We start from the raw sequence: 13,301 nt of genomic DNA, 5'->3' as shown, positions 1-13,301 counted from the left end.
GAACCCGAATAGTGGGGATTACCCGGCGATAACACCACGACCACGTTCCGAGTTTCTCCGGGAGTTACCGGGAAACAGTGTCTAACCTGTGGGCAGCCATCCCCTCCCGACAGGTCGAGGCACTGCCATGCATTCCTGGATCAAGCCCGCCGTGGCCCTGCTCCTGTGCGCCGCCACGGTCACCGCCTGCGCGAAGACCGACGAGATCGGCGACGTGGCACCACCGGTGCCCGGCGAGAACGGCCTGCCCGCGATTCCGGAGAAAACCGAAAACGGCGGAAAGGCACCGGTCGGCCACATCGCCTTTCAGCCGCCCGTGGTGCCGATCGCGTTCGAGATCAACACCAAGGGCGAGATCTCCGTGGTGGTCAGCACGGAAATCGTGACCCCGATCGGCACGGTGAAGGTCGGGGTGAGCAGCCGGCTCAACGACGACACGGTCACCGACGACCACGACCGGGAACTGCCCCCGCCGCCGGCCGACGAGCGCGAGGTGATCATCTGCCCGACCGAGCAGACGCCGTCGCGGTGCGAGCGCTACACCATCCACACCGGGCGCAAGCTGCGGATCGCCATCGACGGCCGGGTCGTCCAGCACATCGACAACCGCCGCCAGGTGCTGCTCGCCGCGCCCGGCACGAAGATCAAGGTGACCGACGACGGCCAGGCCCCGCTGACCGGCACGCCGGGCCCGGCGCGGATCGACATCGAGGAGTTCAAGTTCCACTCCACCGGCCAGGACACCGAGGTCGACCTGGAGCGCTCGCAGTCCGGCTACCGGACCGACCTGGCCTACAACCACATCAGCGGCGAGCTGAAGGCGATCAACGGCGCGCGGATCGGCCGGGTGGAGAACTACGGCGTGAAGGACATGTGGGGCAACCTGGACGCCGAGCACCTGCCGGGCGAGAAGGAGTGCGGCGAGACCGGCGACTGGCGCGAGGGGTTCACCGACGAGGACTTCTCCGACGACCTGACGGTGGCCTGCGTGAAGACCGCGGAGGGCGACCTCGGCTACGTCGTGCTGGGGCGACTGGCCGACCGCAGGCCGGTGGCGTACCGGGTCTACGCGCACACCTGGGTCCGCTGAGACCGGGGACGCGGGGCCGGCGGGGAGGACGCGCGGGAGCGGGACCGTGCGGGTCCAGGCCGGGGGGGCGCGGGGCGGGACCGTGCGCGGTCCAAGCCGGGGCGCGCGGGGTGAAACCGTGCACGGTCCAGGCCCGGATGGTCAGGCCCAAGTGGTCGGACCCGGATGGTCGGGCACAGGTGGTCGGGCACAGGTGGTCGGACCCGATGGTCGGACTTGGGCGCCGGCGGGTTCGCGGGTGATCGGCGGGCGGACCGGGGCGTGGCCGGGCCGGGACCCGGGTCGTACCGGGCCCCGCCGAGCCGGGGCCGACCGCGTCCGGGGTGGACGCGGTCGGGTCAGCCGACGCGGTGCAGCCAGGTGACCGGCGCGCCGTCGCCCGCCCGGCGGAACGGTTCGAGCGCGTCGTCCCAGGCCGCGCCCAGGATCTCGTCCACGCCGTGCGCGAACGACTCGCCGCCGCGGCTGCGCGCGGCGAGCGCGCGCAGTTGGTCCTCGGACACGACGATGTCGCCGTTGGCGCTGGTCCGGGCGTGCCACAGGCCCAGCACGGGCGCGAAGCAGTAGCGGACGCCGTCGACCCCGGGGCTCGGGTCCTCGGTGACCTCGAACCTCAGCATCGGCCACGCGCGCAGCGCGGACACGAGTCGTGCGCCGGTGCCGGCGTCACCGTCCCAGGCGCATTCGGCGCGCAACTGGCCTGGAGCGGCGGGCTGTGCCGCCCACTTCAGGTCCGCTCGCTCACCGAGGGTGCCCGAGATCGCCCACTCGACGTGCGGACAGACCGCAGACGGCGACGAGTGGACGTAGACCACGCCACTGGTGCTGCGGGTGCTCACAGCTGACCTCCGCTACTCGACGAGGGACGTCTTCCCCTACGGCCTGTCGAAGCGGACGATCTTGTGAATTCCCGACATGGTCATTCTGCCCGCTGTCGGAGCGGTCCGCCAGAAGAACCAGCACGTTCATCACCCGGGTGGGTCAGATACAGGACTTTCGACCCTAAAGCGCGACCTCGGACCCCACAGACGGGGCAGCGGCATCACATTCCGAGATCATTCCGTCACGCTCGCGTGATCAACCCGGACCCGAACCGGTAGCACCACGACCGGCCGGTGGACCTCGCCCCGGGGCACGGCCATTCCGGTGGTCGTGGATCCCGGTCGGGTCCCTCCGCCGATCCACGGGGCAGAGCCACCCCCGGCGGCGCTACCGTGTTCGACCGTGTGGAACGGTGTGATCTTGTGCGGCTGATCCGGCTCGGGGCCGAGCCGACCCAGATCGGTGTGGACGTGCGTGCCGCGCTGAGCACGTGGGGCACCGGCGACTCCGTGCTGGGCGGGGTGGCCATGCTCGGCGTGACCCCGCCGGACTGCCCGCGCACCCTGGACGCGGTGGTCGTGCTGCCGCGCGGCGTGCTCGTGGTGGTCGGCGTCGACCTGCCGGACCCGGCGATGCGCCTGGAGGCGCCGCTGGCCGGCCAGTGGAAGATCGACGGCTGGCCGCTGACCCGCCCGGACGGCGCGACCAGCCCGGCCGCCGAGGCGCTGGAGGCCACCACCGCCGTGGCGCGGCGCATCCAGGAGATGCGCGGCGAACCCCTGCCGGTGACGACGGTGGTCGCGGTGGGGCCTTACGTGGCGCACGTCGTGCAGCCGACCAGCGACCTCAACCGGGGCGTGCGGGTGCTGCACCCCAAGCCCACCACGCTGCTCGCGGCGGCCCGTGAACTGGCCACCAGCGACCGGCCGTGCTCCACCGAGCACGCGGCCAAGCTGCTGGCCGTCCTCGCACCCACCGGCACCCCGCCGGACGCCCGGCAGCTGCGCGCCGAGGGGTTCCCGGACCGGGCGGCCGACCTGGCGTCGGCCAGCACCATGCTGCTGCCCAAGGTGCGGCCCGCGAACCGCCGGCCCAGGTGGCTGCCGTACGCGGCGGCGGCCGTGGTCGCGGCGCTGCTCGTGGTGGGGCTGGTCGTGACGCTGACCTCCGGCGGCGCGTCCGAGGCGACCCCGTCCGCCGACACCACCCCGCAGCCGACGACGGTGGTCGTGGACGGCCGGAACTTCTCCCCCAAGGGCGCGGACCGGACCGAGGAGTGCGCGAAGCACGCGTTCGGCGACGTGCAGGTGTGGCTGTCCGGGCACATGTGCATGCAACTGCGGCGGGCCCAGTACGAGACGGCGGTGGACGGCCGCAAGGTCGGCGTCGCGGTGTCGGAGCTGAACCTGCCGGACGCGGCGCGCGCGGCCGAGCTGCACAAGCTCGCGTCGGCGGCCGGGTCGGGCGGGGTGACCGCGCTGGTCAAGGAGGGCCGGACCTGGCCCGGCGGACCGCCGTCGTTCGACCGCTCGGCGATCAAGGCGACGACGAAGACCAACCAGGTCCGCATCGCCCAGGTGGTGTGGGCCGAGGGCGACTCCGACCCGGCCGACCCGGCCTTGGCCGCACTCGTCGACCAGGCCCTGCGCCTGCCGGTCACCCAGTAGCCGCCGCGCCCGGGAGCCGCCGCGCGCCGGCGGTGCGGGCGTGCCGATGGTCCGTTGAGGTGACGGGCGGTTGCGCCGTTCGGGAAGGCGACGAGAGCGCTCCGGGCGGTCCCGGCCCGGTCAGCGGCCGGTGCGCAGGAGCCCGATCGCGATCAGGCCGAACGCCACGTGCAGCACGATCGCCAGGCCCGCCACCGTGCACAGCATCTCGGTGCCCGGCCGGCCGGTCAGCGCGCCGCAGGAGAACAGCCACCCCGCGACCGCGACCGCGAAACCCAGGCTCAGCAGCGGTTTCGGCACGTGCGCCAGGCACAGCAGCGCGCTGGACCGGGCCCGCAGCAGGGTGAACAGCACCACCGGCGCGACCAGGAAACCCGGCAGGTGCACCACGATCGGCGCGAACTCCGGCCCGCCCGGCGTCAACGTGGTGCCGATCAGGAAGGCGCACCAGAGGACCGCCGCGGTCGCGAGCGCAACAGTTCCTCTGGTCACTGTCGCAGTGTAATGAAGCAGACCGCGAAATTTCGGGTCTGACACCCAACGGGGCAGCCGGTGTACGGCGCTCGGCGGATGCGCTGACGTCGTTGCGTGAGCGGCGGTCTACCGGCGGTCAGAGACCGTACGCCTCCAGCAGCCGCAGCCACACCTCGCTGATCGTCGGGTACGCCGGAACCGCGTGCCACAACCGGTCCACGGTCACCTCGCCGACGATCGCGATCGTCGCGGCGTGCACCAGTTCGGCGGTGTCCGGGCCGGCGAACGTGACGCCCACCAGCGTGCGCCGCCGCTCGTCGACGATCATCCGGGCCTTGCCCCGGTAGCCGTCGGCGTGCAGCGACGACCCGGCGACCGCGATGTCCAGGTCGACCACCCGGACGTCCAGGCCCGCCTCGCGCGCCTCCGCCTCGGTCCGGCCGACCGAGGCGACCTCGGGATCGGTGAACACGACCTGCGGCACGGCGGTGTGGTCGGCGGTCGCGACCGGCGCGGTCCACGGCTCGGGATCCGTCGCGCCGGTGACGATGGCCGTGCCGACCGCGCGGGCCGCGTACTTGCCCTGGTGGGTCAGCAGGGCGCGGCCGGTGACGTCGCCGGCCGCGTAAAGCCAGTCCACGCCGTCCACCCGGCCGGTGTCGGCCACGGGCAGCGCCTCGCCGGCGGTGAACCCGAACCGCTCCACGCCCAGGTCGAACGTCGCGGGCTGCCGGCCGGTGGCGACCAGCAGGTGCGCGCCGGCGACCGACGTGCCGTCGGACAGCGCCACCGCGATGTCACCATCCACAGTGGACACCCCGGTGGCCTTGACGCCGGTCCGCACGGTCACGCCGTCCTCGCGCAGCCCGTCGAGCACCAGCTCGCCCGCGAAGTCCTCCATCCGGGGCAGCGGACGCGCGCCGGACACGATCAGCGTCACCGCCGAGCCGAGCCGGGCCCACGCCTGCGCCATCTCCACGCCGACCACGCCGCCGCCGAGCACCACCAGCGACGACGGGACCTCCTGCGCGGAGGTGGCCTCGCGCGACGTCCAGTACGGGACGTCGGCGAGTCCGGGCAGGCCGGGGATCCGCGGCACGCTGCCGGTGCACACGACGACCGCGCGGGACGCCGTCAGCACCCGCCCGTCGACCTCGACCTGCCGCTCGCCGACCAGCCGGCCCCGGCCGCGCACGACCTCCAGACCGGCCCCCTCGGCCCACTCCACCTGGCCGGAGTCGTCCCAGTTCGACGTGAACCCGTTGCGCCGCTTGAGGACCGCGGCGGCGTCGAGCCGGTCGCCCACGGGCACGCCGGGGACCCGCCGGGCGGCGGCGAGCGCGTGACCGGGCCGGAGCAGCGCCTTGCTCGGCATGCAGGCCCAGTACGAGCACTCACCGCCGACCCGCTCGGCTTCCACCAACGCGGTCTTCAGGCCCCCGGCGGCGGTCCGGGCGGCGGCGTTCTCGCCCACCGGTCCGCCGCCGATCACGATCACGTCGAAGTCGCTCACCGGTCCACCCCACACCACCTGGACCGGTGCGGCAAGTCACGCCGGGTCGAACACCCCGGACAGCATGCGCAGTATCACGCCGTCCGCGGTGCGGAGAACGACCGTGCGCTCGGCGGGTTCGACCCGTTCGGCCAGCTTGTACATCGCGTCGGCGGTCTGGGTGGCCATCCGGAACGTCAGCGCGACCGGCGCGTCCCCCCGGACGCCGAAGCGGTTGACGAACAGTTCGCGGAGCCGTTCGGCCATGAGTTCGTACTGGTCGACGCTGGCGTCGAGGTGGTGGCCGTCGAACAGATCGCTGAACCGCACCCGGCCGAAACCGGGCAATTCGACCAGCATCCGCAGGTAGACGTCGACGACTTGCTGCACCGCTTCCCGCCAGTTCGCGGCCAGCTGACCTTCGTTGAACAGTGTTTCGACCCGGCTGAGGTACTGCTCCATGCCACGCAGCGCCAAGGCGTGCACAACAGAACGCTTGTCCGGGAAGTATTGGTAGAACGATCCAATTGGCACGCCGGCCAGCTCGACGATCCGGGCTGTGGTGATGTCGTCGTAGTCGTACTCGTTCAGCAGCCGCGCGCACGCATCGACAATGGCGGTCACCGTGGCGGCACCCCGCTGCTGGACAGGCTGACGGCGCATCACCTTGGCTAAGCGGTTTTCGGCGGGATTTTCATGCACTCGCACATCTTGATGGATACGGACCAGTAAGCCCAAACACTGGATTGGGACAGCTTCATCACGGATCGTCGCACGTACGCGCAGGACTGCGGTCACCACGTGAGCACCGCTCACTTCCCGAGTGGGGCGTCCCGAATGGACTTGGCGGGTAAGCCGCAGGTCGCAGAGTAATTACCGGCGAAACGATTGTCAGCCGGACAATCGTCGGTACTCGCGGGTAACAGCGCTAGCCCCCGTCCTGCCCCGAACTCGCGCCCAGCGGGGCGCGCGGGGCCGGGCGCGGAGCGGGCAAAGCGTGATCGAAACTTGACTTCGTCCACTGTTCTTTCGGTTCAGAACGCGAGCGTGGCGGCCTCGTCACATAGGGTTTCAGCAATCCCGCGATCACCACGCCGGGAGCGATCAACGGCACCACCGCCGACAACGCCACCGACGTGGCGGCGGCGCGCGCGACGTCCTTCGGGATGATCGCGATCCGGTCCACCACGAACGCCCGCCGGCCGGGAATCGACAACAACCCCACGACCACCAGAAACACCGCGAAGGTCAGCAACGCCCGGTGCACCGCCCCATATCCCACCGACTCGGCCGCGAACATCACCGCGAGCCAGCCGAACAAGGCCGACAACTGCTGGCGGGCGGTGGTCATCGCCCACAACAACCCCCCGGCGACCGCCAACCACCCGGTGCGCCCGGCACACCACGAGCCGACGGCGTCCACCCACCCCACCGGAACCCCGGCCCACCCCAACGGCCCCCGCACGACGTCCAACGGCCCCACCCCGCCGAACGCCTGCCCCACCACCCAGCCCAACGACCACACCGACACGAGCAGAGCGAACCCGAGCTGCCACGGCGACCGGTCCACCACGACCCGCCCAAGCCGGACCAGCTCACGACGATGTTCCTTCACGTTCCCCAGCGTGCCGGGTCCCCCACCCACCCGCCCGACCATTCACCCACGTGCCCGCCGAGTGCCGCTCATCGAGTGCACCCCTGACACCCACCCCTCACCCGCCGTACCGCACACCTCGCACGCTGGCCCCCACACCCGCACGCCGGCCCCCACACCCGCACGCCGGATCCCCACACCCTTCGCGCCGTACCTCCAAGCCGTACCTTCGCGCCGTACCCCCACGCGCCGCAGTCCTTACCGCACACCTGTCAGGCCGTTCCGCACACCTCGCACTCACCCGCCGCACTCACCACCCACCCGTCACACTCCCTACCCACCACCAATCCCCTACCAAGCTCACCCATCAAGCTCGCCAGCCACGATCACTCACCACGCCCCCTGCCGCACTCACGCCTCCCGCCGGCACCCAGCCCCAACCGACGCCCACCTCCAGCCCCCACCCGACACCCACCGGCCTCCGACACCCACCGGCTGCCGACACTCCGGCAACCGGCCGCATGGCTGCCCGCGCCGCGCCGTCGACCCCCGCACGCCACCAACCCGCGTGGTCATCCGACCACCCTCGGCCCCGCACCTTGCCCTCGCACGCCCTGCCCGCTCTCGCCCTGCCCGCGCACGCCACCAACCCGCGTGGTCATCCGACCGCCCTCGCCCCGCACCTGCCTGCTCTCGCCTTGCCCGCGAACGCCCTGCCCGCGCGGGCTTTCACCCGCGTGGGCTTGCGACCATGCCGGTTCCGCTGGTGCCGCCGGTTGCCTCGTTGTGCCGGTCGGCGACCGTGGAGGGCTGCCGCTGGTACCGGTTGGCGGAGCGGTCGGCCGGTTGGGGTCGTCGGTGTGCTGTCCGGCGCTGTGGGTCGCCTGGGCCGCCTCCGTGCCTATTTAGGCTCATGCTTTGAACCCCTCGCTGGGTTGTCACGATCCATGAGCTTCGCCTGAATGTGTGATCAAAGCCGGACTCGGCTGATCGCGGTCCCGGTTGGTGGGGCTGGGGCTACAGGGTTGGTGGGGCTACTGGGGCGGCGAGGTTGTGGCGGCGGGTGTCGGGTCGGGTCGGGCGGTCGGGTCGGGCGGTCGGGTCGGGCGGTCGGGTCGGGCGGTCGGGTCGGGCGGTCGGGTCGGGCGGTCGGGTCGGGCGGTCGGGTCGGGCGGTCGGGTCGGGCGGTCGGGTCGGGCGGTCGGGTCGGGCGGTCGGGTCGGGCGGTCGGGTCGGGCGGTCGGGTCAGGCGGTCGGGTCAGGCGGTCGGGTCAGGCGGTCGGGTCAGGCGGTCGGGTCGGTGCGGTCGGGTCGGGCGGTCGGGTCAGGTCGGGGCGAAGCGGTGCGGTCGGGGCGAGGCGGGGTCGGGTGAAGTGGTGTCCGGGGTGGGGCGGCAACGGGTGGTACGAGCGGACGATCAGTGGTGATTGTCGCGGGTCAGTGCCTGGTAAACCTGGTACACGCCGCTGTGGTCGTCGTCGCCCAGGCCGAGTGCGCACATTGCCGTGTACATCTGGCTCACGGCCGCTGTCACGGGAAGCGGGACCTCCGACTCCTTCCCGGCTTCCAGCGCGAACGCCAGGTCCTTCAACTGGTACCGCGCCCGACCTCCGGGGCTGAAGTCGCCCGTCAGCCACTTCTCCCTCTTGACGTCCAACGCCGCGCCACCCGCCAATCCCCCGCCCAACACGTCCAGCACATCCGCCGGGTCCAGCCCGTTGGCGACCGCGAGCGCCAACGCTTCCGACACCGCGTTCAACACCGTGCCCACCACGATCTGGTTGCACGCCTTCGCCAGCTGCCCCGTCCCCAACGGGCCCATGTGGCGGACCGTCGTCCCCAGCACGCTGAAGTACGGCTGGAGCCGCAGCACGTCGTCCGCGTGCCCGCCGGCCATGATGCTCAACGTCCCGGCCTCCGCCCCGACGTCGCCGCCGCTCACCGGCGCGTCCACCAACCGCACCCCGGTCAGCCGCTCGCCCAACGCGCGGACGTCCGCCGGCGAGTGGGTTCCCATCAGGACCAGCAGCGGCTGGTCGACCTCGCGCCACCCGGCCAGCAGGCCGTCGGGCCGCTCCAACACCTCGACCACGTCCGCGAGGTCCGGCAGGACGGTGATCACGACCGGCAGCGCGGCGTCGGCCGGGCTCGCCGCGGACACCGCGCCCGCGGCGCGGACTTCGCCGTCGCGGCCGGGTGTCCGGTTCCAGACGGTGACGGGGAAGCCGGCGCGGGCCAGGTTGCGGGCGATCGGGCGGCCCATCGAACCCAGGCCCAGTACGGCGATCGGATCGTGGCGCATGTGCGCATCCTGGTCCGCGCGTCGCCGTGACGCCAAGCAGGTCCGGGCACGAGCGGCACCGGGGGCACGGGTGGGTGTACGGGGAAGGAGCGGCAGGAACGGCGGCAGAACGCGGTGGGCGCGGGCCTCGGGGTGGGTGCGCGGCCGCGACCCCGGCAGCCCCGCCGGCGGGCCGGGGAAAGGGTCACAGGTGGAGGCGCGCTGACGAAAGACCGTGTAGATTGAACTTTCTGCGCGCACAGAGAGGCGTCAGGCGAAAAGCGGCACAGCCTGATAAAACACGCTATCCAGAAATGAGGCACGTTGTCAAGCCCCTCCGACGACCTCCGACTCGCGGACATCGAGTCGGAGCAGGAATACGTGTCGATGCTGTACGGCAGGCTGGACGACCTACGCGAACTCAGCTCGAAGCGGCTGGCCGGGGCGCTGCGGGAAACCGGCGGCACCCACCAGATGCGGTCCGAGCGGGACACTTCGGTGGCCATGTACTCCGACCAGTTGGCCCAATACAGCGCGGTGGAGAACGGGCTGTGCTTCGGCCGGTTGGACTTCCACACCGACGACCGCTTCTACATCGGCCGGATCGGCTTGTTCGACGAGGACAAGGAGTACGAGCCGCTGCTGATGGACTGGCGCGCGCCCGCCGCGCGGCCGTTCTACCTGGCCACGGCCGCCGCGCCGGACGGGGTTCGGCGCCGCCGGCACCTGCGCACGAAGCAGCGCCGGGTGGTGGGCTTCGACGACGAGGTGCTGGACATCAACTCGGTGGACCCGTCGCGGCACACCGAGGGCCTGACGGGTGAGGCGACGCTGCTGGCCGCGGTGAACGCGAGCCGCACCGGGCAGATGGGCGACATCGTCGCCACGATCCAGGCCGAGCAGGACCGGATCATCCGCACCGAGCTGAACGGCGTGGTCGTGGTGCAGGGCGGGCCGGGCACCGGCAAGACCGCGGTCGCGCTGCACCGCGCCGCCTACCTGCTCTACACGCACCGCCGCCAGCTCGCCAAGCGCGGGGTCCTGGTGGTCGGCCCGAACTCGACGTTCCTGCGCTACATCGGCCAGGTGCTGCCCTCGCTCGGCGAGACGGGCGTGCTGCTGTCGACGGTGGGCGAGCTGTTCCCCGGCATGACGGCGGTCGGCCGGGAGCCGGCGGCCGCGGCGGCGTTGAAGGGCCGCATCGAGATGGCGGACGTGGTGGCGCACGCCATCAAGGACCGCCAGGAGGCCCCGGCGCTGGTGGAGGTGCCGTTCGAGCAGGACGTGCTGCGCCTGGACCGCCGGGCGATCACGGCGGCGCGCGGCCGGGCCCGCCGGTCCCGCAAGCCGCACAACGAGGCGCGCCGGACGTTCGCGCGGGAGATCGTCTCGACGTTGGCGTCGCAGGCGGTGGGCCGGTTGGGCCGGCACCTGCTGGACCAGGCCGACATCGACGACATCCGCCGCGAGCTGCGCGAGGACGCCGAGGTGCGGGCGGCGATCGAGCGGCTGTGGCCGACGTTGACGCCGCAGAAGCTGCTGGAGGACCTGTACTCGTCGCCGAAGCGGCTGGCGAAGGCGACGCCGAGGCTGTCCGCCGAGGAGCGGGCGCTGCTGGTGCGGCCGCGCGGCTCGGAGTGGACGCCGGCGGACGTGCCGCTGCTGGACGAGGCGGCCGAGCTGCTGGGCGAGGACGACACCGAGGCGAAGGCGCGCGCGGAGCGGCAGCGGCGGCAGGCGATCGACTACGCGCAGGGCGTGCTGGACATCCTCGACCTGGAGGACGACGCGGATCCGGACATCCTGATGGCGACGGACCTGGTGGACGCCTACCGGCTGGCCGAGCGGCACGGCGCGGAGCGCTACGAGACGGCGGCGGAGCGGGCGGCGGCGGACCGGACGTGGACGTTCGGGCACGTGATCGTGGACGAGGCGCAGGAGTTGTCGGCGATGGCGTGGCGGACGCTGATGCGGCGCTGCCCGAGCAAGTCGATGACGGTGGTGGGCGACATCGCGCAGACCGGGGACATCGCGGGCGCGTCGTCGTGGCACGAGGTGCTGTCCCCGTACGTGATGGACCGCTGGAAGCTGACCGAGCTGTCGGTGAACTACCGGACGCCGTCGGAGATCATGGCGGTGGCGGCGGACGTGCTGGCGAGCGTGGACCCGGAGTTGGTGCCGCCGACGTCGGTGCGCGACAGCGGGAGCGAGCCGTGGAGCGCGCGGGTGCCGTCGGCGGCGCGGGCGCTGCCGGAGCTGGTGTCGGCGGAGGTGTCCGCGATCGGCGACGGGAAGCTGGCGGTGATCGTGCCGGCGGCGCGGGTGGCGGCGCTGCGGGCGGTGGTGCCGGGCGCGTCGGACGACCTGGACGCGCAGGTGGTGGTGTTGGGGGTGACCGACGCGAAGGGCCTGGAGTTCGACTCGGTGCTGGTGGTGGACCCGGCGGGGATCCTCGGCGAGTCGCCGCGCGGGGCCAGTGACCTGTACGTGGCGCTGACCCGGGCGACGCAGCGCCTGGGCGTGGTGCACGAGGGCGACCTGCCGGCGGTGCTGGGCCGGCTCAAGAGCGGGTGAGCAGGTAGCCGGCGGCGGCGGCGCCGACGCCGGCGAGGAGGCTGACCGCGACGTTGGCGAACGCCTGCCGGTAGGCGCGGTCCTCCAGCAGCCGGACGGTTTCGAAGCTGAACGTGCTGTAGGTGGTGAGGCCGCCGCAGAAGCCGGTGCCGAGCAGGGCGGCCCAGGCCGGTGCGGCGCCCGCCGCGCAGCCGAGCACGAAGGAGCCGACGACGTTGACGGTGAGCGTGCCCCACGGGAACCGCGAGCGGTGCCGGGACTGGACGGCGCGGTCGGTCAGGTAGCGGGCGACCGCGCCGACGGCCGTGCCGCAGAACACCAGGAGCGCGGTCACCCGATCACCTTCCGGGTGAGGGCGAGGCCGGTGGCGGTGGCGGCGAGCGCGCCGAGCAGGGTGCCGACGAGGTAGAGCGCGCCGACCGCGGGGCCGAGCCGGACGACGTCGAGCGCGTAGGCGGAGAAGGTGGTGAACCCGCCGAGGAACCCGATGCCGAGCAGTGGCCGGGCGAGCGGGTGCAGGCGGGGCACGAGGGCCATCAGCACGCCGATCAGCGCCGAGCCGAGGACGTTGACGGCGACGGTGCCGGCGACGCCGAGCCCGCCGCACGCGTAGCGGGCGAGCCCGCCGAGGCCGCCGCCGAGGGCGATGGCGGCGAGCACGGCGGGCGAGACCTCGCGCGGCGGGACGGGTGCGTCGGAGTCGACGGGGTCAGCTGGCACGCAGATGGTCTACCAGGTGGTCGAGGGCGGACAGGGCGCGGACCACGTCGGCGCGCTCGCCGGGGTCGAGCCGGTCGAGGGCGGAGCCGATGCGCTTCTCGTGGGCGGCCTGCCAGACGGCGAGCTGCTCGTGGCCCTGCGGGGTGACCGAGAGCCGGGCGACCCGGCGGTCGGCGGGGTCGCCGCCGCGGGCGACGAGGCCGCCTTCGATGAGCTGGCCGACCAGTCCGCTGACGGTGTTGGGGGCCAGCCGCAGCTCGGCGGCGAGGTCGCCGACCCGCATCGGCGGGCGTTCGGCGAGGGTCTGGAGCAGCTCGACCTGGGCCATCGGCAGCGAGTCCCACGGCCATTCGGACCGGATGCTGGTGCGCAGGGCGCGGCGCAGCCTGGTGACCACGTCGGTGAGCGTGCGTGCCTCGTCTGACATGCGCGAATGGTACTGAGTTCCAGGCCCGCGAGGCGCTTTGTCCGCATCGCGGGACGGCGGCCGGCGCGGGTGCGCTCCCGGTCGCGCGCGCCGCCGCCCCCGGTACGCCGTTCGGGGAGAAGCGCTCGCGGGGACTCCCGATCGGGGGATCGGCTCAGTA

12 protein-coding genes are annotated in these 13,301 nt (G+C 72.7%); 3 read left to right on the top strand and 9 right to left on the bottom strand.

What is annotated here, in order from left to right:
* Positions 1–127 precede the first annotated feature (127 nt).
* Complete coding sequence (locus tag AC0HI0_RS43775) at positions 128–1,090, top strand: hypothetical protein (protein WP_480929347.1); 963 nt, start codon at positions 128–130, stop codon at positions 1,088–1,090.
* Positions 1,091–1,428: 338 nt separating this feature from the next.
* Here AC0HI0_RS43775 and AC0HI0_RS43770 read toward each other — a convergent pair whose 3' ends face one another.
* Positions 1,429–1,929 (bottom strand): DUF3145 domain-containing protein, encoded by a 501-nt coding sequence (locus AC0HI0_RS43770; RefSeq protein WP_480929346.1) that lies wholly within the window; start codon positions 1,927–1,929, stop codon positions 1,429–1,431.
* 405 nt (positions 1,930–2,334) lie between these two features.
* On the opposite strand from AC0HI0_RS43770, the gene AC0HI0_RS43765 reads away from it, so the two are divergent.
* The gene (locus tag AC0HI0_RS43765) at positions 2,335–3,579 is read left to right on the top strand and encodes a hypothetical protein (RefSeq protein ID WP_480929345.1); all 1,245 of its coding nucleotides are present in this window, start codon (positions 2,335–2,337) and stop codon (positions 3,577–3,579) included.
* 120 nt (positions 3,580–3,699) lie between these two features.
* Here AC0HI0_RS43765 and AC0HI0_RS43760 read toward each other — a convergent pair whose 3' ends face one another.
* The 5 genes from AC0HI0_RS43760 to AC0HI0_RS43740 all read right to left on the bottom strand — a co-directional run bounded on the left by AC0HI0_RS43760 (position 3,700) and on the right by AC0HI0_RS43740 (position 9,441).
* Complete coding sequence (locus AC0HI0_RS43760) at positions 3,700–4,071, bottom strand: hypothetical protein (RefSeq protein WP_480929344.1); 372 nt, start codon at positions 4,069–4,071, stop codon at positions 3,700–3,702.
* A gap of 118 nt (positions 4,072–4,189) precedes the next feature.
* A complete protein-coding gene (locus AC0HI0_RS43755; protein WP_480929343.1) occupies positions 4,190–5,566 on the bottom strand; it encodes a dihydrolipoyl dehydrogenase family protein in 1,377 nt (458 codons plus the stop codon).
* Between the two features lie 36 nt (positions 5,567–5,602).
* Positions 5,603–6,343, bottom strand: a complete 741-nt coding sequence (locus tag AC0HI0_RS43750) for a TetR/AcrR family transcriptional regulator (protein ID WP_480929342.1) — start codon at positions 6,341–6,343, stop codon at positions 5,603–5,605.
* A gap of 130 nt (positions 6,344–6,473) precedes the next feature.
* Positions 6,474–6,968 carry a hypothetical protein gene (locus AC0HI0_RS43745; protein WP_480929341.1) on the bottom strand — a complete coding sequence of 165 codons (495 nt, stop codon included), beginning with the start codon at positions 6,966–6,968 and terminating at the stop codon, positions 6,474–6,476.
* A 1,588-nt stretch (positions 6,969–8,556) separates the two neighbouring features.
* Positions 8,557–9,441, bottom strand: coding sequence for an NAD(P)-dependent oxidoreductase (locus tag AC0HI0_RS43740; RefSeq protein WP_480929340.1), 885 nt, complete (start codon positions 9,439–9,441; stop codon positions 8,557–8,559).
* 303 nt (positions 9,442–9,744) lie between these two features.
* Between AC0HI0_RS43740 and AC0HI0_RS43735 the strand changes: the two genes are divergently transcribed.
* On the top strand, positions 9,745–11,994 hold the full coding sequence (locus AC0HI0_RS43735; protein ID WP_480929339.1) for a HelD family protein: 2,250 nt from the start codon (positions 9,745–9,747) through the stop codon (positions 11,992–11,994).
* On the opposite strand, the gene crcB is transcribed toward AC0HI0_RS43735, so the two are convergent.
* From crcB to AC0HI0_RS43720, 3 genes are read right to left on the bottom strand one after another with little or no spacing between them, the layout of a single operon-like run.
* A complete protein-coding gene (crcB, locus tag AC0HI0_RS43730; RefSeq protein ID WP_480929338.1) occupies positions 11,981–12,328 on the bottom strand; it encodes a fluoride efflux transporter CrcB in 348 nt (115 codons plus the stop codon). The genes AC0HI0_RS43735 and crcB overlap by 14 nt on opposite strands.
* Positions 12,325–12,714 carry a fluoride efflux transporter FluC gene (locus AC0HI0_RS43725; protein WP_480929337.1) on the bottom strand — a complete coding sequence of 130 codons (390 nt, stop codon included), beginning with the start codon at positions 12,712–12,714 and terminating at the stop codon, positions 12,325–12,327. Before AC0HI0_RS43725 ends, crcB begins: the two co-directional genes overlap by 4 nt.
* A complete protein-coding gene (locus AC0HI0_RS43720) occupies positions 12,704–13,141 on the bottom strand; it encodes a MarR family winged helix-turn-helix transcriptional regulator (protein WP_015098991.1) in 438 nt (145 codons plus the stop codon). Before AC0HI0_RS43720 ends, AC0HI0_RS43725 begins: the two co-directional genes overlap by 11 nt.
* Positions 13,142–13,301 lie beyond the last annotated feature (160 nt).

It is taken from the genome of Saccharothrix sp. NBAS 001, from assembly GCF_056640475.1.
Note: the sequence above shows the minus strand (reverse complement) of the source record. Positions and strands in the feature narration are given on the sequence as shown.